Genomic DNA, 19,511 nt, shown 5'->3' on the forward strand with positions numbered 1-19,511 from the left:
CCGTTGCCGATCAGGTTCACCGTCGTCTCGTGACCGGCCACCAGCAGCAGGAACACCATCGAGATCAGCTCGCCCTCGCTGAGCCGGTCCTCGTCCTCGGACACCTCGATCAACGCCGTGAGCAGGTCGTCACCGGGGTTCTCGCGCTTGGCGGCGAGCAGTTCGGTCAGGTACTTCGACATCTCGCCAGCCGCCTGCACGGACGCTTCTGCGTCGAGGTCGTCGAGCAGCTGGTTGGTCCAGCGCCGGAAGTCGTCGCGGCGGCTCTCGTCGACCCCCAGCAGCTCGCAGATCACCCGGATCGGCAGCGGGAACGCGAACGCGTCCAAGATGTCCACTTCGGACTCACCGGCCATCGCGGTCAGCAGTTCCTCGCTGATCTGCTCGATCCGGGGCCGCAGCGACTCGATGCGACGGGCGGTGAACGCCTTGACCACCAGCTTCCGCAGCCGCGTGTGGTCCGGCGGATCCATGTTGAGCATGTGCATGTCGAACCCGCCGCCGGCGAACCTGCCGTCCTCCGACTCCGCCGGGTCCGGCCGCTCGGCACCGGGCGCGAACCGGTCCATGACCAGCCGGAAGATGGTCTGCGCGTCCTTGCCGAGCCGGGGATCGGCCAGCAGCGCGCGGGCGTCGTCGTACCGGGTCACCACCCAGACCGGCAGACCGCTCTCGTTGACCAGTCGGTGCACCGGTCCGGCGGCCCGCAACTGGGCGTAGCGGGCGTGCAGGTCCTGCGCGAACCCGGCGTCGAAGGGAATCGGGTCGGTGTGCGCCGTCATGGAACCCCCATCCACGAGTTGTGAGTCCAGTAAACCTCGCGCGCACCGACCCTCGCCGGGCAAAACGGGAAACTACGCCAGGCGGACGGGCAGCCGCTGCAGGCCGTGGATCAGCGTGGAGAACCGCCATTCGACGTCGTCGAGCTCCCCGGCCGCGCTCAGCCCGGGGAAGCGCTCGGCGAGTTGGCGCAGCGCGATCTGCGCCTCCATGCGGGCGAGCTGAGCGCCCAGGCAGAAGTGGATGCCGTGCCCGAACGACAGGTGCCCGTGCGGGTCGCGGCCGATGTCGAACCGCTCGGGCTCCGGGAACTTCTCCGGGTCGTGGTTGGCCGAGGCCAGACCCACCCACACGATCTCGCCGGCCGGGATCTCCACGTCACCGATGACCACGGCTTCGGTGGTGTGCCGGAAGGTCCCGTGCATGACCGGGCCGTCGAAGCGCAGCACCTCCTCCACCGCTCCGGTCACCAGGCTCGTGTCGGCGACCAGCGACGCCCACTGCTCGGGGTTGCGCAGCAGCGCCAGCACACCGTTGCCGATCAGGTTCACCGTCGTCTCGTGACCGGCCACCAGCAGCAGGAACACCATCGAGATCAGCTCGCCCTCGCTGAGCCGGTCCTCGTCCTCGGACACCTCGATCAACGCCGTGAGCAGGTCGTCGGCCGGGCTCTCGCGCTTGGCGGCGACGAGCTCGACCAGGTAGGCGGCCATCGCCTTGCCGGCCTGCGCCCGCGATTCGTCGTCGGAGGCGTCCAGCAGGGTGTTGGTCCACTGCCGAAAGTCGTCGCGACGGCTCTCGTCGACCCCCAGCAGCTCGCAGATCACCCGGATCGGCAGCGGGAACGCCAGGGCGTCGAGCAGTTCCACCTCGGTGGACCCGGCCATCGCGTCCAGCAGTTCGGCGGTGATCTCCTCCACGCGAGGCCGCAGCGACTCGATCCGGCGGGCGGTGAACGCCTTGACCACCAGCTTCCGCAGCCGCGTGTGGTCCGGCGGGTCCAGGTTGAGCATCTGCTCGCTGAGGTCGTCGCTGTTGAAGGGCCGACCGGTTCCGCCGGCCTTGGCCAGGATCACCTCGCGGCTGCGGCGGAAGTCCTTGGCCAGCCGCGAATCCGTCAGCGCCGCCTTGGCGTCCTCGTGCCGCGTGATCGTCCAGACCGGCAGGCCGTGCGGGGTGATCATGCGCTGAACCGGTGTGGCGGAACGGATTTCGCCGTAGCGGTCGTAGAGGTTCGAGACGAATTCGCTGTCGAACGGCACGGCGTCGAGGTGCGCCTCAGTGGTGGGCATCGAGCTTCCTTCGGGTAGGCGGGGAGAACCCTCAAATCCAGTGAACACCGTTCACAACGGCTTGTCACACCGGACTGAGGGCCCTCTCAGCGCAAACCCGACGAATCACGCCACTTCGAAGCAACCCGCCCCGAGCAGTCCCTTGAGCTCGCCCTGCAAGCCGTTCTCCGTCGACACGAAGAAATCGCTCGACAGCGCCAGCCGCGTCGTCCCGCGCGGGCTCTGCAGCTTCAGGTGCACCGGGGTCGTCCCGGAATGCGCCCGCAGGGTCCGCTTGAGCTCGTTGACCAGCGACTGGTCCACCCTGCCCACCGGCACCTTGATCACGAACGCCGAATCGTCGCCCTGCTCGGTCTCGGCCGCCGAGATGTCCACCGGGACCGCGTCCGAGGCGAAGATGCTGATCGTGCCCTCGCGCTCGTTGATGCGGCCCTTGACCGCCAGCGCGGTGTCCTCCACCAGGCAGTCGGCGAACATCTCGTAGGACTTCGGGAAGAACAGCACCTCGACCGAGGCGTCCAGGTCCTCCAGCGTCACGATCGCCCACGGGTGGCCGTTCTTGTTGATGCGGCGCTGGATCCCCGAGATCATCCCGGCGATCTTGATCTGCTCCTTGCCGCCGCCGGACTCCCGCTCACCGCCGACGAGCTCGGCGATCCCGGTGTCCTGGTAGGGCGCCAGCAGCCCCTGCGCACCGTCGAGCGGGTGCGCCGAGACGTAGAGGCCCAGCATCTCGCGCTCGTAGGCCAGCAGCTGCTTGCGCGGCCACTCGTCGTCGCCGAACTGCAGGTGCGCCAGCGGCGATGCTTCCGCGCTGTCGTCGGATTCGTCCGACCCGAACAGGTCGAACTGGCCCATCGCCTGCTGCCGCTTGAGCCCGATCACCGCGTCCACCGCGGCTTCGTGGTGCTGCGACAGCGACATCCGGGTGTGCTGCAGCGAGTCGAACGCGCCCGCCTTGATCAGCGATTCGATGACCCGCTTGTTGCACGCCAGGATCTCCGACTTGTCCAGGAAATCGGTGAACGAGGTGTAGCGACCGTGCTCCTCGCGGCTCTTGACGATCGAGGCCACCACGTTCGAACCGACGTTGCGGATCGCGCTCATGCCGAAGCGGATGTTGCCGGAGACCGCCGCGAAGGTCTCCTTCGACTCGTTGACGTCCGGCGACAGCACCTGCACGCCCATCCGGCGGCATTCCGCCAGGTAGACGGCCATCTTGTCCTTGTTGTCACCGTTGGAGGTCAGCAGCCCGGCCATGTACTCGGCCGGGTAGTTGGCCTTGAGGTAGGCCGTCCAGTACGCGACCAGGGCGTAGCCGGCCGCGTGGGACTTGTTGAACGCGTAGCCGGCGAACGGCAGGACCGTCGCCCACAGCTTGTCGATGGCCTCGTCGGAGAAGCCCTGGTCGCGCATCCCGGCCTGGAAGCCCTCGAACTCCTGGTCCAGGACCTCCTTCTTCTTCTTGCCCATCGCCCGACGCAGGATGTCCGCTCGACCGAGGCTGTACCCGGCGACCCGCTGCGCGATCGCCATGATCTGCTCCTGGTAGACGATCAGACCGTAGGTCTCGGCCAGGATGTCCTTGAGCGGCTCGTCGAGCTCCGGGTGGATCGGCTCGACCGGCTTCTTGCCGTTCTTGCGGTCGGCGTAGTCCAGGTGCGCGTTGACCTCCATCGGGCCCGGCCGGTACAGCGCGTTCGCCGCCACCACGTCGCCGAACTCGGTGGGCTGCATGCGCTTGAGCAGCTCCCGCATGCCGCCACCTTCGAGCTGGAACACGCCCAGGCTCTCACCGCGCGCGAGCAGCTCGTAGGTCTTGGCGTCGTCCAGCGCGAGCTTGGAGAGGTCGATCTCCAGGCCGTGGTTCTCCTTCACCATCTCCAGCGCGTCACCGAGGATGGTGAGGTTGGACAGGCCCAGGAAGTCCATCTTCAGCAGGCCGATGGCCTCGCACGACGGGTAGTCCCAGCCGGTGATGATCGAACCGTCGTCGCGCGCCCACAGCGGCACCGTGCCCATCAGCGGCTGCGAGGACAGGATCACCGCGCAGGCGTGCACACCGGCGTTGCGGATCAGGCCCTCCAGACCGCGCGCGGTGTCGAAGATCTGCGACACCGACGGGTCGGTCTCGATCAGCGCGCGGACCTCGGCGGCCTCGGTGTAGCGCTCGTGCTGCGGGTCGACGATGCCCGACAGCGGGATGTCCTTGGCCGCGATCGGCGGCGGCAGCGCCTTGGAGATCTTGTCGGCGATCGCGAAGCCCGGCTGACCGTGGTGGACGCGGGCGGCGTCCTTGATCGCCGCCTTGGTCTTGATCTTGCCGAAGGTGATGACCTGGGCGACCTTGTCCCGGCCGTACTTGTTGATCGCGTACTGCAGCACCTCGTCGCGACGGCGGTCGTCGAAGTCGAGGTCGATGTCGGGCGGGGAGTCGCGCTCCGGGTTCAGGAACCGCTCGAAGATCAGGCCGTGCTCCAGCGGGTCCAGGTTGGTGATGTGCAGGATGTAGGCCAGCAGCGATCCCGCGGCCGAACCGCGGCCCGGTCCGACGTGGATGCCCTGCGACTTCGCCCACCGGGTCAGGTCACCGACCACCAGGAAGTACGCGCAGTAGCCCTTGGTGTCCAGGACGTCGAGCTCGGTCTTGATCCGGTCCAGGCACTCCTGGCTCGCGCCATCCGGGTAGCGGGTCGGCAGGTACTGCTCGACCTCGGCCTCCAGCAGCTCCCGCTCGGACTTGCCGCTGCCGTCGGTCACGCGCGGCATCCGGTCCTGGAAGGACCAGACGTCCTCGTAGGACTCCACCATCTCGGCGACCAGCAGCGTGTTGTCCGCCGCGCCCGGGACCTCGGCGTCCCAGTACTCCCGCATCTCCCCGGCCGACTTGAGGTAGTAGCCGTCGCCGTCGAACTTGAACCGGCTGTCGTCGGACAGCGTCTTGCCCGACTGCACGCACAGCAGCGCGCCGTGCGAATCGGCCTGGTCGACGGTCACGTAGTGGCTGTCGTTGGTGGCCAGCGGCTTGAGATCGAGCTCCTGGGCGATCTTGAGCAGCCCCTCGCGCACGGACCGCTCGATCGGCAGCCCGTGGTCCATCAGCTCCAGGAAGAAGTGGTCCTTGCCGAAGATGTCCCGGTAGTCGGCCGCGGCCTGCAACGCCTGGTCGTACTGCCGCAGGCGCAACCGCGTCTGCACCTCACCGGACGGGCACCCGGTGGTCGCGATGATCCCCTCGGAGTGCTCGCTGATCAGCTCCCGGTCCATGCGCGGCTTGCGGTACATGCCCTCGAAGCTCGCGCGACTGGACAGCGTGAACAGGTTGCGCAGGCCGGTGGCGTTGCGGGCGAACATCGTCATGTGCGTGTAGGCACCCGCGCCCGAGACGTCACCGCCCTCGCCGAACTCGTCGGTGCCGCGCTGCTTGGCCTCTCCCCAGAACACCGGCTTCTTGTGGAAGCGGTTGTGCGGCGCCAGGTACGCCTCGATGCCGATGATCGGCTTGATGCCGGTCTTGCGCGCCTGCTGGTAGAACTCGTCCGCGCCGAACATGTTGCCGTGGTCGGTCATCGCGACCGCCGGCATCCCGAGCCGCTGCGCCTCCGCGAACAGCGCACCCACCTTCGCCGCACCGTCGAGCATGGAGTACTCGGTGTGCACGTGCAGGTGAACGAAGGGGTCGACGGACACGGAGAAGTCCTCCTTCGCGGCGGTGTTCGAGAACTGCCAGCCTAACTCCGGGCACCGACGTCACCGCCCATTCCCCCTGGCGTTGCGCGGTGTTCCACGCGCCCGGCGTGTCGCAGATCATGCGCAGGTCGGCGTCGGTGTCGCGGAACTCGTGCCTCACCACCACGCGCCTGCCCGACCGGGTAGCGTGGGACGACGTGACTGGCCCTGATCCCGTGGACGTGCGCCTGCTGAGCGTCGTGGCAGAGATGGGCCGAGCGGCGGTCCCGGACATCGCCGGTCGGCTCGGCATGGACGTGCGCGACGTCGCGGCGCGACTCGCCGCGCTGTCGACCACCGGGCTACCCCTGATCGTCGGGGTCGAATGCGATCAGCAGGGCATCCGCAACGCCGTCGCCGCGGCTCAGCAGTGGGCGGCGCAGAACGCGGCCAGCGGCCCGTACCCGGTGGCGCCCGCGCAGTACACCGGCCCGCAGCCGATGTCCGGTCCGTACCAGGTCTCGGGCCCGCACCAGGTGTCCGGGCCCTACCAGGTCTCCGGGCCCTACCAGGTCTCCGGGCCCTACCAGGTCTCCGGGCCCTACCCGGTCTCCGGTCCACATCAGATGCCGCGCCCGCAGCAGCCGACGCCGCCGATGAGCACGTGGGGGCCTCCCGGCTCGGCCGCGTGGGCCCGCGGCGATCAACCGGCGGCTCCGGCACCGACCGGCAAGGTCGGCACCAAGCTGGACGTCCAAGGCGTGTCCGGCGAGCAGATCAGCATCCAGCTCATCGAGGTCGTCGACCCGGCGGACTTCCTGTTCACCGCGGCCGGGTACGAGCTCCAGCCCGGTGAGCGCTCCGTCGTGGTGCACACCGAGCTGACCAACAACGGCCAGGTGCCGTTCGCTTCGCTGCCCGACATGTACCTGGAACTGGTCACCGAGGACGGTTCGCCGGTGGCCAAGGCCCCGGTGTCGATGTCGTCGCGCCCACCGCACCGGATGGGCGTGCAGCCCGGCGAAACCGCCGGTGGCCACACGGTTTACGTGCTCCCGGAGTCCACGGTGCTCTCAGCGGTCCGCTGGACCCCGCAGCCGGGCGACCAGCAGCGCACGCTCCTCTGGGACATCACCGACCTCTGAGGACCGCGCGAGGAATCCGGCGCAGCCGCGGCTTCCGCCGCTCGCACCGCCGAGCGAGCGGAGCTCAGGAGTCGCGGCGGAAGAAGTCCAGCGGGTTGCGCCTGGACTTCTCGGGGCGCTGCTTGCTGCGGTACTGCAGCGTCGGCCAGTCGCCGGCGTCGTTCTTGGGGAGGTCGGGCTCGGGCTCGCCGATGACCGAGGGCGTGGCCGGGCCGACGTCCTGCGCGCTGATCACCTCGCCGAGGCTGTTCAGCCCCTCCGGCGGCGTGTCCAGATCGGCCTGCGGGTCGATCACCGGCATGCCGCGTGGCGGGGTCGGTGTGTCCGATCCCTGAAATTCCTGAGCCATCGGACCCCCTTCGTCGCGCGATCCGATCACCACGTTACCCGGTTCAGCCGTCCTGATCGCGCAACTCGTTCAGAGCGTTCTGCAAGTCGTCCGGGTACTCGCTCTCGAACTGCACCCAGCCGCCCGAGGGGTGCTCGAAGGACAGGCTCCGGGCGTGCAGCCACTGCCGGGTGAGGGCCAGTCGCCGGGCCAGCACCGGGTCGGCGCCGTAGGTGAGGTCGCCGACGCAGGGGTGCTTGATCGCCGAGAAGTGCACCCGGATCTGGTGGGTGCGGCCGGTTTCCAGCTTGACGTCGATCAGCGAGGCGGCGCGGAACGCCTCCACCGTCTGGTAGTGGGTGATGCTCGGCTTGCCGCCGGTGACCACCGCGAACTTGTAGTCGTGCCGCGGGTGCCGGTCGATCGGGGCGTCGATGGTACCCCGGCTCGGATCGGGAAGGCCCTGCACGACCGCGTGGTAGCGCTTCTCGACGGTGCGCTCCTTGAACGCGCGCTTGAGCACCGTGTAGGCGTGCTCGCTCTTGGCGACCACCATCACGCCGGTCGTTCCCGCGTCGAGGCGGTGCACGACGCCCTGGCGCTCGGCGGCGCCCGAGGTGGCGATCTGCACGCCCGCCGCGGCCAGGCCGCCCACGACGGTCGGGCCCTCCCAGCCGGGGCTGGGGTGCACGGCCACGCCGATCGGCTTGTCGATCACGACGATGTCGTCGTCCTGGTGCAGGATCTTCATGCCCTCGACCGGCACTGCCACCACCTGCAGCGGCTGCTCAGCGGCCGGCAGGGTGATCTCCAGCCAGGAGCCGGCCATCAGCCGGTCGGACTTGCCCGCCGGGCTGCCGTCGACCAGCACGTCACCGGCCTCGGCGAGTCCGGCCACGGCGCTGCGGGACAGGCCGAGCAGCTTGGACAGGCCCGCGTCGATCCGCATGCCTTCCAAGCCCTCCGGCACGGGGAGGTTGCGGAGTTCGCTCACGACTTGTCGGCCTTCTGCTTGCGGTGGATCGTCCCGTCGAAGTCGCGGCCCAGCAGCGACAGCAGCACCACGAGGATGCCGCCGCAGGTGATGCAGCTGTCGGCGACGTTGAACACCGGGAACACCTGGCCGCCGGGCGCGAGGAAGGACAGGAAGTCCACCACGTGCCCCTGCAGCGGGCCGGGCGCCCGGAACAGCCGGTCGCCGAGGTTGCCGCAGGCACCGCCGAGCACCAGCCCCAGTCCCACGGCCCAGCCCGGCGAACGCAGCTTCGGCGCCAGCCACACGATCACGCCGACCACGGCGATGGCGAGCAGCGCGAGCAGCCAGGTCAGGCCGGTGGCCATCGAGAACGCCGCACCGGGATTGCGCAGCACGTCGAGGTAGAACAGGCCGCCGAGCACCTTCACCGGCGGGTTGCCCTCCAGGTTGGCGACCACGGCGACCTTGGTCACCACGTCCAGGGCCAGTCCGATCGCCGCCACTCCGAACAGCAGAGCCAGCAGCTTGCGGGACGCGCCCTTCGGTGCGTCCGCGGGCGGGGTGGTCCCGGCGGACTCCGACGAGGAGGACGCCTGCTCAGGAGGTGGGTGCTCGGTGCTCACGCCGCCATTGTCCCCGACCCGCGTGAACACCGGCGCACCAGGACCGCCGCGCCCGGGCCCAGTCGAATTTCACGCGGAGTTCGACTGCGAACTTCGCGACTCGAACTCCGCGCGAAATTCGTATCCCCCGGCGTTCAGGGCAGGAACGGCGGCAGCGGGCGCTGGTCGTCAACGGGCTCCCAGCGGCCCTCCACCTGCCGGTAGCTCGCCAACGGACCGTCGTTGACCAGGGACTTCAGCGCCGCGATCAGGCGGTCGACGTGCTCGGTCGCGGTGCCCAGGCCGATGCTGACGCGCAGCGCCCGCTCGGCGTCCGCACCCGCTCGGGCCAGCAGGTTCTTGGTTCCCAGGTGAGCGCAGAACAGGCCGTCGCGGACGCCGATGGCGTGCTCGGCCGACAGCGCGGCGGCGATCAGGCCCGGGTCCTGCCCGTCGATGGTGAAGCTGACGACGCCGACCCGGTCGTGCCCGGCGCCGAACAAGCTCAGCTCGCGCAGTCCGGGGATCTCCGCCAGGCCCGTGCGCAGGTGGCTGAGCAGCGAGGACTCGTGCCCGACGACGCCCTCCCAGCGGGTGGCGAAGGTGCGGCAGGCGGTGGCCAGGGCGTGCACGCCGACGGTGTTGGGCGAGCCGGCCTCGTGCCTCTCGGGGCCGGTGGTCCAGCTGACCGCGCGCTCGTTGACCACGCGGGTTGCGCCACCTCCGGCGAGGTGGGGCTCTGCGGCGTTGAGCCAGTCGGCGCGGCCGATCAGGGCCCCGGCGCCGAAGGGGGCGTAGAGCTTGTGGCCGGACAGGGCGGCGTAGTCGACGTCGAGCTCGGCGAGGCGGATCGGGCGGTGCGGCGCGAGCTGCGCGGCGTCCAGCGCGGTCCGGACTCCCCTGCGACGGGCGACGCGGGCGAGCTCGGCGACCGGCCACAGCTCGCCGGTGACGTTGCAGGCCCCGGTCAGCACGGCCAGCCGCGGTCCCTCCGGGCACTCGGCCAGCGCCGCGTCCAGGGCCGCGACCGCGTCGGCGGGCGTCTCGGGAGCGGGGATGCGGCGGACGTTGCGCCAGGGCAGCAGCGCGGCGTGGTGCGCGGTGTCGAACACGACCACCGAGGTGCCGCGCGGAACGGCCGAGGCCAGCAGGTTCAGCGCGTCGGTGGTGTTGCGGGTGAACACGACCTCGTCGCCCTGGCGGGCTCCGGTGAAGTCCAGCAGCACCTGGCGCGCGCCCTCGTAGACCCGGGTGGACACCTGCGAGGCGAACCCGGCGCCCCGGTGCACGCTGGCGTAGTACGGCAGCAGCTCGTCCACGGCGTCGCGCACGGCCGACAGGCAGGGGGCGCTGGCGGCGTGGTCGAGGTTGGCGTAGTTGGCGGTTCCGCCGGTGATCAGGGGAACCCGCAGTCCGGATCCGACCACGCCGGGAACGGCGATGGACTGGCTCGGAACATCGATGACGGCTGAAGACATCGCGACCCTCCCGGGGCCTCGAGGGCCCTCGGCGGGCCCGCGCTTGCCGAGCCGCACCGCGCGACCGGCCAGGTCTTCACCCGGGGCACCCCACCGCGGTAGGAGGGTTGCCGGCCAGCAAGCCGGGGCTTGACGCTGGCACTCATGACCTTCGCGGCGAAGGCTAGCGCCTCACCCCGCGCCGCGACAACGCCTTCTCACTTCGTGGGCAGGACGCGCGCATCGAGGACCCGGGAGCGCGCTCCCGGGTCCTCGATGCGCGAAAGCGGGGTCAGACGCGGGAGACCGCGACCTTGACCTCCACGCCGTCGCCGACGGTGCCGGTGGCGGCGTCGGCCGCGTCGCCGGCGGCGACCGCGTCGGCGAGGGTCTCGCCCGCGATGAACTCGCGGTGCGCCTCGACCGCCTCGACCACCTCGGTCGGGGCCTCCACGACGACCGTGATGCGGTCCGAGACCTCGAAACCGGCGTCCTTGCGGGCGTTCTGGATCACCCGGACGACGTCGCGGGCCAGGCCCTCGGCCGCCAGCTCCGGCGTGACGTCGGTGTCGAGCACCACCAGCCCGTCACCACCCGGAAGCGCCGCCGCGGCACCGGAGTCGGTCGAGACCAGCCGCTCGGTGAACTCGCCCTCCTGCAGCTCGATGCCCGCGGCGACCACGGTGGACCCGCGGTGCTGCCAATCACCGGCCTTGACGGCCTTGATCACTGTCTGCACGTCCTTGCCCAACCGCGGACCCGCCGCGCGCGCGTTGACCGCGATCTCGAAGTGACCGTGCGCGGCCACGTCGGTGCTCAGCTCCAGGCCCTTGACGTTGACCTCGTCGCTGATCAGGTCGGCGAACGGGCGCAGCGCCTCGGCCTGCGGCGTGGCCACCACCAGCGAGGCCAGCGGCAGCCGGACCCGCAGCTTGTTGGACTTGCGCAGCGCCAGCGCCGAGGAGCACACCTGCCGCACCTGGTCCATCGCCGACACCAGCGCGGCGTCCGCGGGCAGCTCGTCCACCAGCGGCCAGTCGGTCAGGTGCACCGAGCGGCCACCGGTGAGCCCGCGCCACACCGCCTCGGCGGTCAGCGGCAGCAGCGGGGCCACCACCCGGCAGGTCACCTCCAGCACGGTGTGCAGCGTGTCGATCGCGTCCTTGTCGCCCGCCCAGAACCGGTCCCGGGAGCGGCGCACGTACCAGTTGGTCAGCACCTCCAGGAACTCCCGCACGTTCGCGGTCGCGGTCGCCAGGTCCAGCGAGTCCATCGAGGACTGCACGTCGCCGACCAGCTCGTGGGTCTTGGCCAGCACGTACCGGTCGAGCACGTGCTTGCTGTCGGTGCGGAACTCCCCGCTGACGCCCTCGGCGTTGGCGTAGAGCGCGAGGAAGTACCAGGAGTTCCACAGCGGCAGCACCGCCTGGCGCACCGCGTCCCGGATGCCCCGCTCGGTGACGACCAGGTCGCCGCCGCGCAGGATCGGGCTCGACATCAGGAACCAGCGCATCGCGTCGGAACCGTCGCGGTCGAAGACCTCGTTGACGTCCGGGTAGTTCTTCTTGGACTTCGACATCTTCAGCCCGTCGTGGCCCAGCACGATGCCGTGCGCCACCACGTTGCTGAACGCAGGCCGGTCGAACAGCGCCGTGGCCAGCACGTGCAGCGTGTAGAACCAGCCGCGGGTCTGGCCGTGGTACTCCACGATGAAGTCACCCGGGAAGTGGTGCTCGAACCACTCCGCGTTCTCCATCGGGTAGTGGACCTGCGCGAACGGCATCGAGCCCGACTCGAACCAGCAGTCCAGCACCTCCGGCACCCGGCGCATCGTGGACTTGCCGGTCGGGTCGTCCGGGTTGGGCCGGGTCAGCTCGTCGATCTCCGGGCGGTGCAGGTTCGCCGGCCGCACCCCGAAGTCGCGCTCCAGCTCGTCCAGCGAGCCGTAGACGTCGGTGCGCGGGTGCTCGGGGTCGTCGGAGACCCACACCGGGATCGGCGAACCCCAGTACCGGTTCCGCGAGATGTTCCAGTCGCGGGCGTTCTCCAGCCACTTGCCGAACTGGCCGTCGCGGATGTGCGAGGGCACCCAGTTGATCTGCTTGTTGAGCTCGACCATCCGGTCCTTGAACTGGCTCACGGCCACGAACCAGGACGACACCGCCCGCTGGATCAGCGCGTTGTCGCAGCGCCAGCAGTGCGGGTACTGGTGGTCGTAGGTCTCGTGGCGCAGCAGCAGTCCGCGTTCCTTGAGGTCGCGGGCGATGTGCTTGTTGGCCTCGAAGACCTGCATGCCCTCGTACGGCGGCACGTCGGCGGTGAACTTGCCGTGCGCGTCGACCGGCACGACCGGAACGATGTCGGCGGCGTCGGTGACGAGCTTGTCGTCCTCACCGAAAGCCGGTGCGATGTGCACGATCCCGGTGCCGTCGTCGGTGGTGACGTAGTCGGCGGCCAGCACCTGGTGGGCGTTCTCCCGGCCGGCGAAGAAGTCGAACGGTGGCTCGTAGCCGGTGCCCAGCAGGTCCGAGCCCTTGTACCGGGCCACCACGCGGTCGGCGATGTCCTCGCCGAGCTCGCGGGCGTAGGCGGGCAGCCGGGCTTCGGCGAGCAGGTAGCGCTCGGCGCTCTCGGCGGGCGCGACCAGCGCGTAGTCCACGTCGGGGTGCACGGCGGCGGCCAGGTTGGACGGCAGGGTCCACGGCGTCGTCGTCCACACCAGCGCCAGCGCGCCGTCGAGGTCCTTCCCGGGCGCGGTCAGGCGCAGGCCCACCGTCACCGCCGGGTCCTGGCGCGGCCGGTAGCCGTCGTCCATGCGGGTCTCGGTGTTGGACAGCGGCGTCTCGCAGCGCCAGCAGTACCAGAGGACCCGGTAGCCCTCGTAGACCAGACCCTTGTCCCACAGGGTCTTGATCGCCCACATGACGCTTTCCATGTAGTCCAGGTCGAGCGTCTTGTAGTCGTTCTCGAAGTCCACCCAGCGCGCCTGGCGGGTGACGTAGTCCTCCCAGTCCGCGGTGTAGCGCAGCACCGAGGTCTTGCACGCCTCGTTGAACGCGGCGATGCCCATGTTGTCGATCTCGGCCTTCGAGGTGATGCCGAGCTGCTTCTCCGCCTCGACCTCGGCGGGCAGGCCGTGGGTGTCCCAGCCGAACCGGCGCTCGACCCGCTTGCCGCGCATCGTCTGGTAGCGCGGAACCGCGTCCTTGACGTAGCCGGTGAGCAGGTGGCCGTAGTGCGGCAGGCCGTTCGCGAACGGCGGGCCGTCGTAGAAGACGTACTCGTTGGAGCCGTTGTGGCCCGCCTCGCGCGCGTCGATGGAGGCGCGGAAGGTCTTGTCGTCGGCCCAGAAGTCCAGCACCTGGCGTTCGATCGCCGGGAACGCGGGCTGGGCCGCCACGCCGCGCTCATCGGACGCGCCGAAGGAAACCTTGGGGTATGCCATCGCGGAGCTGCTCCTCGCAATGTGTCGTTGCCGCCCTGGAGGACGGGGACGACGTCCCGGACTCACCCGGGCACCGCGGTACCACCCCGCTTGCCGGCGGCGCGAACGCCGACGGCCACTCGATTGCCGGCTGTGACGGGCCGGACCCGTCCGGTTCTACTGAGGCGCCCGCGGGTGCCCGTTCTTCCGGAGGCTCCCCGGTGATGGCCGGATCAACGCCTTGTCCTCACAGAGTACCGGGATCTCGCCAGTGGTTTTCACCGGCTCCGGCCGGACTCCGCCGCGATCGTCGCGTTGGGCGCGCACCGGGCGCACGGCGTGAAGCCGAGCTCCCGCGCCTCCGCGAGCTTCAGCGACAGCGTCTCCGCGTCACCGAGCCACTCGCAGGTCCGCACGTGGTAGCGCGGACGTTCGTCGACCACCACGACCTCGGCGTCCGGATCGGCCGCCTCGGCCGCGTTGCTGCGCTCCTCGCCCGGCTCCGCGCCCGGCGGCCGGGCCGGGGCGGTCTTCCTGATCCCCCGACGGGCCCTGATCCGGTCTGCGATCAGCAGCGCCGCCCCGAGGGCGCTGGCCAGGACCGAGATCCACGCGAGGCCGGAGCCTCCGCCGAGCACGGCCGCCACCAACGTCGCGGCGGCCACCAGGACCAGCAGCAGAACGACCAGCAGCACTAGCTTTCCCGTCTCTCGCCGTTCCCCTCTCGACAGACACCGGCGGTGACGGGCCATGACCCATCACCGCCGGTGCGCCAAGTCTTGAACGGGGAATCAGCCCGCTTCGGCCGCCCTGGCCCCGAAGCTGTAGCTGGTGGCCTGCTGTCCCGAACGGCTTCCGCTGCTGCTGCTCTCCGCTGGCGCGGCAGAGCCTCGGTCCTGCAGTTCGCGAAGCTGAGACTCCAGGTAGGTCTGCAGTCGAGTGCGGTACTCGCGCTCGAACGTGCGGAGAGTCTCGATCTTCTTCTCGAGGGCGTTCTTCTCGTTGGTGATGTTGCCCATCACCTCAGCGTGCTTGCGCTGCGCATCGCGTTCCAGGCTGGCGGCCTTGTCGCGCGCCTGCCGCTCAAGCGTTTCCGCCCGGGTTCGGGCGTCGTTGAGCATCGTCTCGGCTCGGGTCCGAGATTCGTTGACCATGCTGTCGGACTTCGAACGAGCCTCCGACAGCAGCTGCTCCGACTTCGTCCGGGCCTCGGACAACATGCCGTCGGCCTCGGCCTTGGCCTCACCGGTCAGCCGGTCAGCCATCTCCTGCGCGAGGCCCAGAACCTTGGCGGCCTGCACGTGGTGATCACCGCCCGGAGAGGTCTGCTCGGCAGCGGTCGGCGCCGGGACCGGGGTGAGCCGGCGCGGTTCCTCCGGTGGGGCGGCTGGGGTCGAGGCAGCAGCGGACGCAGCCTGGCTACGGGCGTCGTCCAGGTCGACCTGGGCCGACTGCAGCTGGGACTCCAGCTGCTCCACCTGGCCACGCAGGTCGTTGTTCTCCTCAACCAGCCGGGCAAGCTCGGCTTCAACCAGGTCGAGGAATGCATCCACCTCGTCCTCGTTGTAGCCCCGCTTGCCGATCGGAGGTTTGCTGAACGCGACGTTATGCACGTCGGCGGGGGTCAGGCCCACAAGATCACCTCACGCACTCCTTCGGCAGCTGCGGGTCGGTCGGGTTCCCCGTCACCCGGCCGGTTGCACCAGTCGCATCAGTATGAACACGACCAGCAGCAGCACCATAATCGATAGGTCCAGTCCGACGCCGCCGATCCGGACCGTCGGAATCACCCGACGCACCAACTTTACGGGTGGGTCGGTCACTGTGTAGATGCTCTCCAACGCGATTGCAACCCCCCCAACGGGTCGCCAATCGCGGGCGAACACTCTCACGAGTTCCACCACGATACGCGCCGTGAGCAGGAGCCAGAAGAAGAACAGAACGTAGAACAGGACGATCTGCACCGGGTTCACGCCTTCAACTGTGCCACCACTCACCCGTAGTTGAAAAAGGCCCCCTCTGCTAGCCGTCGCTTGTCCTCCGCCGCGACGTCGACGTTCGGCGGTGAGAGCAAGAACACCCGGTTGGTGACCTTCTCGATCGAACCCCGCATCGCGAACGCCAGACCTGCGGCGAAGTCGACCAGACGCTTCGCGTCGGCCTCCTCCATCTCGGTCAGGTTCATGATCACCGGCGTGCCGTCTCGGTACTGCTCGCCGATGGTCCGCGCTTCGCTGTAGCTGCGCGGATGCAGAGTTGTGATCTTACTCAAGTTGAACTGAGTACCTGTGTCGGTCACCGCCCGCAGACGCGAAACGCTGTCACTTCGCGGCTGATCGTTGGGCAGAGTGCTGCGCGACGGCGTCTCGGACGCCCACTGCCGCCGCGGTCGCGGCGGCTCGCGGAACTCCTCGGCGTAGGACTCGGTCTCCGCGTCGGCTTGAAAACCGCCGCGGGTGCCCGCCGACCTGCGCCGGGGCGCTCCCCGGTCTTCGTCGTACGCGGCCCGGTCGCTGTAGGACGGACGGGAGTCGTACGCAGGACGATCATCGTCGTACCGCTCGCGGTAGCCGATCTCGTCCTCGTACTCGTCCACCTCGTCGGCCGGGACCATGCCGAAGTAGGCCTTCAACTTGTGCAGAGCGCTCATCGGCATGCCCTTCCTCTGCGGCTCCCTGACACCGAGCACGAGGTGGCCGGCCTTCGACCCCCTTTTGACGGCTACGGCGAGATTAACCGCCGCCCGCCGAGCAGCGCGGTTCCGACACGCACCCTGGTCGAGCCGTGGGCAACAGCACTTTCCAGGTCACCGGACATCCCCGCCGACACGTCCACAGCTTCCGGGTGATCAACGCGCAAGCGCTCGGAGATCGACGAAAGTGTGTCGAACGCCACAGCAGCGTCGCCGCCGAGCGGAGCCACCGCCATCACTCCCCGCAATCGAAGATCGCTCGTTCGCGTGATCATGTCGGCGAGTCGCGGAACGTCCTCCGGCGCGCAGCCGCCCCTTCCGGTGCTTCCGTCCAGGCTGACCTGCACCAACACGTCCAAAGGGAGCTCCCGCTCGCCCGTTTCGAGGACGTTGCCGACCGCGCGGGACAGCGCTTCGGCGAGCCGTTCGCTGTCGATCGACTCGACGACATCCGCCCAGCGGGCGACCGCGCGAGCCTTGTTCCGCTGCAACTGACCGACCATGTGCCAGCGCCGCGCGGCCTGCGGCCGGAGCTCGGCGAACTCCGCCACCTTGCCGCGCGCCTCCTGCTCCCGGTTCTCGGCGAAGGCCGACAGCCCGAGATCGGAGAGAAGAGCCACATCGGATGCGGGGAAGGTCTTGGTCACAGCGAGCAGCTCGACCTCCTCCGGAGACCGTCCGGCGGCGTGGCACGCCTTCGCCAAGCGCTCCCGGACCTCCGCCAGCGACTCGGCCAGCTCCGCGCGACGTTCTTCGGGCGTCACGACTGCTCGTCCATCCAGATCACCGAGGCGAAGCGCCCCGTCCTGCCGTTGTCGCGGCGGTGGCTGAACAGCTCCCGGGTCTCCACGGTGCAGCGCGGGTCGACGCCGATCTTGGCGATGCCGACCTGCGCGAGCTGCTCGAACAACCCGGCACGCAGGTCGAGCCCGGTCGTGCCCTTGCGGGTCTTGCAGGCGCTGCCCGGCAGGTGCTCCTCCACATCGGCCTGCATCTCCGGCGGCACCTCGTAGCAGGCACCGCAGGCCGCGGGTCCGATCAGCGCCTCCACCCTGTCGAGCCGCGCACCGGCCTCGCGCATCGACTTCAGCGCCGCCGGAAGGACTCCCACGCGCGCGCCCACGCGCCCGGCGTGCACCGCGGAGATCACCCCGGCCTCGGGATCGCCCAGCAGCACCGGGACGCAGTCAGCGGTCAGGGCGACCAGCGCGAGTCCCGGCTGAGCCGTCACCAGCGCGTCGGAGGCCTCCACCGCCGCCGGCTGCGGGCCGTCCACGACGGTCGCGGTGCGGCCGTGGATCTGCTCCATCCACACGAGGTGGTCCTCGGGCAGGCCGATCCCCTCCGCCAGCTTGCGCGTGTTGGCCGCGAGCGCCTCCGGCGCGTCGCCGACCCTGCCGCCGAGGTTGAAGGAGTCGAACGGCGCCTTGGAGCTACCGCCCTCCCGCGTGGTGGTCACGCGCCGAATCCGCACTTGCCCAGCCTCCTGAAAAAGAAAAATCGACACCGGGAACCCGCGGTCCCCGGTGTCGATTCTCGCTCATGCGTCAGCGCCGCATGAACGGCGGAATGTCGACGTCGTCGTCGGTGTCATCACCCACCGGCACGGCGCGGTTCGGCAGCCCACCGGGGCGCGAGGCGCCGGTGGAGTGCGTCGGGTAGCCGCTGCCGGGGCGACCGGGCACCGACACGCCCTGCTGCCCGGTGGTCGAACCGTCACCGCCGTAGGACCGCGGCTGCGGGCTCTGCTGCTGGCTCGGCTGCGGGCTCTGCTGCTGAAAACCGGTCTGCTGCGGCGTGGTCGGCTGCTGCGGAGCCGGGGGCTGCTGCTCGGTCTGCGGAGCCTCCGGGGCCGGTGCGGGCGCCGACTGCTGGACCGGCTGAACCGGTGGCTGCGCGGGCGCCGGAGCGCTCGGCTGGGCCGGGGCCTGCTGGGTCTCGGTGCTCTCGGGCGCAGCGGGCTTCTCGGCCTTCGGCGCGGGAGCCTCGGCCTCCTCGCTGCGACCGCCGACACGCGTCGGTTCGAGCTTCTTGTGCGTCGGCGTGCCGGAGTCGAACCCGGCGGCGATCACCGTGACCCGGACCTCGTCGCCGAGCGAGTCGTCGATGACCGTACCGAAGATGATGTTGGCCTCGGGGTGCGCGGACTCCTGGACCAGCGACGCCGACTCGTTGATCTCGAACAGGCCGAGATCCGAACCGCCCGCTATGGCCAGCAGCACTCCGTGGGCGCCTTCCATCGACGCCTCCAGCAGCGGCGAGTTGATCGCCTTCTGCGCGGCTTCGACGGCTCTGCCATCACCCCTCGCCGAGCCGATGCCCATCAAGGCGCTGCCCGCTCCGGACATGACGCTCTTGACGTCGGCGAAGTCGAGGTTGATCAGGCCCGGCGTGGTGATCAGGTCGGTGATGCCCTGGACACCGGAGAGCAGGACCTCGTCGGCCGAGCGGAAGGCGTCCATCAGGCTCACGCCGATGTCGCCGAGCTGCAGCAGCCGGTCGTTCGGGATGACGATCAGGGTGTCGCAGCAGTCGCGCAGCTCCTTGATGCCCTGTTCGGCCTGGGACGCGCGGCGCTTGCCCTCGAAGGAGAACGGCCGGGTGACCACACCGATGGTCAGCGCACCGAGCTTGCGCGCGATGTTGGCGACCACCGGGGCGCCACCGGTTCCGGTGCCACCGCCTTCACCGGCGGTCACGAACACCATGTCGGCGCCCTTGAGGACCTCTTCGATCTCCTCGGCGTGATCCTCGGCGGCCTTGTGACCGACCTCCGGCGCCGCGCCGGCACCGAGACCGCGAGTGAGCTCACGCCCGATGTCGAGCTTGACGTCGGCATCGGACATCAGCAGGGCCTGCGCGTCGGTGTTCACCGCGATGAACTCAACACCTTTGAGCCCGACCTCGATCATGCGGTTCACGGCGTTGACGCCGCCGCCACCGATGCCGACGACTTTGATCACCGCGAGATAGTTGTGCGGGGGCGTCATCGGATCCGCCTTCCTGATCGTGGCTGGTGTGCTCTCTGCATCGACCGCCGGGACGGCCGCTGAGCCGGTGCCGCCGATGCGGCTCCCCCTGGTCGTCGGCGCGGGATTCGACGTGCATCCGACCCCGTGCCCGGTCCGGACCGTAGGCGCGATCGC

The 19,511-nt window shown here is 69.7% G+C and carries 15 protein-coding genes, 1 pseudogene and 1 riboswitch; of the genes and pseudogenes, 1 reads left to right on the forward strand and 15 read right to left on the reverse strand.

From position 1 onward, the window contains the following. From E1202_RS26535 to dnaE, 3 genes and pseudogenes are all read right to left on the reverse strand, one after another. Positions 1 to 782: pseudogene (locus E1202_RS26535) on the reverse strand (cytochrome P450); the annotation flags it as partial. A gap of 72 nt (positions 783 to 854) precedes the next feature. Beyond that, positions 855 to 2,072 (reverse strand): cytochrome P450 family protein, encoded by a 1,218-nt coding sequence (locus E1202_RS26540; RefSeq protein WP_132685951.1) that lies wholly within the window; start codon positions 2,070 to 2,072, stop codon positions 855 to 857. A gap of 105 nt (positions 2,073 to 2,177) precedes the next feature. Beyond that, positions 2,178 to 5,762 (reverse strand): DNA polymerase III subunit alpha, encoded by a 3,585-nt coding sequence (dnaE, locus tag E1202_RS26545; protein WP_132685952.1) that lies wholly within the window; start codon positions 5,760 to 5,762, stop codon positions 2,178 to 2,180. A gap of 197 nt (positions 5,763 to 5,959) precedes the next feature. Between dnaE and E1202_RS26550 the strand changes: the two genes are divergently transcribed. Continuing rightward, positions 5,960 to 6,886: an AsnC family protein gene (locus E1202_RS26550; protein ID WP_165944000.1), complete on the forward strand. Its 927-nt coding sequence runs from the start codon at positions 5,960 to 5,962 to the stop codon at positions 6,884 to 6,886. Between the two features lie 64 nt (positions 6,887 to 6,950). Here E1202_RS26550 and E1202_RS26555 read toward each other — a convergent pair whose 3' ends face one another. The 12 genes from E1202_RS26555 to ftsZ all read right to left on the reverse strand — a co-directional run bounded on the left by E1202_RS26555 (position 6,951) and on the right by ftsZ (position 19,355). Further along, a complete protein-coding gene (locus E1202_RS26555) occupies positions 6,951 to 7,235 on the reverse strand; it encodes a hypothetical protein (protein WP_132675120.1) in 285 nt (94 codons plus the stop codon). A gap of 43 nt (positions 7,236 to 7,278) precedes the next feature. Continuing rightward, a complete protein-coding gene (locus tag E1202_RS26560) occupies positions 7,279 to 8,163 on the reverse strand; it encodes an RluA family pseudouridine synthase (RefSeq protein ID WP_132685985.1) in 885 nt (294 codons plus the stop codon). A gap of 41 nt (positions 8,164 to 8,204) precedes the next feature. Continuing rightward, positions 8,205 to 8,813: a signal peptidase II gene (lspA, locus tag E1202_RS26565; protein ID WP_207918932.1), complete on the reverse strand. Its 609-nt coding sequence runs from the start codon at positions 8,811 to 8,813 to the stop codon at positions 8,205 to 8,207. Between the two features lie 134 nt (positions 8,814 to 8,947). Continuing rightward, complete coding sequence (locus E1202_RS26570) at positions 8,948 to 10,270, reverse strand: aminotransferase class V-fold PLP-dependent enzyme (RefSeq protein WP_132685956.1); 1,323 nt, start codon at positions 10,268 to 10,270, stop codon at positions 8,948 to 8,950. 34 nt (positions 10,271 to 10,304) lie between these two features. Next, positions 10,305 to 10,420, reverse strand: a riboswitch (SAM riboswitch). A gap of 121 nt (positions 10,421 to 10,541) precedes the next feature. Next, on the reverse strand, positions 10,542 to 13,694 hold the full coding sequence (ileS, locus tag E1202_RS26575; protein ID WP_132685958.1) for an isoleucine--tRNA ligase: 3,153 nt from the start codon (positions 13,692 to 13,694) through the stop codon (positions 10,542 to 10,544). 257 nt (positions 13,695 to 13,951) lie between these two features. Further along, the gene (locus E1202_RS26580; RefSeq protein ID WP_132685960.1) at positions 13,952 to 14,368 is read right to left on the reverse strand and encodes a hypothetical protein; all 417 of its coding nucleotides are present in this window, start codon (positions 14,366 to 14,368) and stop codon (positions 13,952 to 13,954) included. A gap of 96 nt (positions 14,369 to 14,464) precedes the next feature. Then, positions 14,465 to 15,307, reverse strand: coding sequence for a DivIVA-like cell division protein Wag31 (gene wag31 / locus E1202_RS26585; protein ID WP_132675130.1), 843 nt, complete (start codon positions 15,305 to 15,307; stop codon positions 14,465 to 14,467). A 51-nt stretch (positions 15,308 to 15,358) separates the two neighbouring features. Further along, positions 15,359 to 15,646, reverse strand: a complete 288-nt coding sequence (locus E1202_RS26590; protein WP_093413156.1) for a YggT family protein — start codon at positions 15,644 to 15,646, stop codon at positions 15,359 to 15,361. A 20-nt stretch (positions 15,647 to 15,666) separates the two neighbouring features. Further along, positions 15,667 to 16,323, reverse strand: coding sequence for a cell division protein SepF (locus E1202_RS26595; RefSeq protein WP_132685962.1), 657 nt, complete (start codon positions 16,321 to 16,323; stop codon positions 15,667 to 15,669). 71 nt (positions 16,324 to 16,394) lie between these two features. After that, positions 16,395 to 17,129: a YggS family pyridoxal phosphate-dependent enzyme gene (locus tag E1202_RS26600; RefSeq protein ID WP_132685963.1), complete on the reverse strand. Its 735-nt coding sequence runs from the start codon at positions 17,127 to 17,129 to the stop codon at positions 16,395 to 16,397. Then, the gene (gene pgeF / locus E1202_RS26605) at positions 17,126 to 17,839 is read right to left on the reverse strand and encodes a peptidoglycan editing factor PgeF (RefSeq protein ID WP_132685965.1); all 714 of its coding nucleotides are present in this window, start codon (positions 17,837 to 17,839) and stop codon (positions 17,126 to 17,128) included. Before pgeF ends, E1202_RS26600 begins: the two co-directional genes overlap by 4 nt. Positions 17,840 to 17,912: 73 nt before the next feature. Then, complete coding sequence (gene ftsZ / locus E1202_RS26610) at positions 17,913 to 19,355, reverse strand: cell division protein FtsZ (RefSeq protein WP_132685967.1); 1,443 nt, start codon at positions 19,353 to 19,355, stop codon at positions 17,913 to 17,915. Positions 19,356 to 19,511 lie beyond the last annotated feature (156 nt).

Origin of the sequence: Saccharopolyspora karakumensis (genome assembly GCF_004349225.1) — a bacterium.
GTDB classification, from domain to species: Bacteria; Actinomycetota; Actinomycetes; order Mycobacteriales; family Pseudonocardiaceae; genus Saccharopolyspora; species Saccharopolyspora endophytica.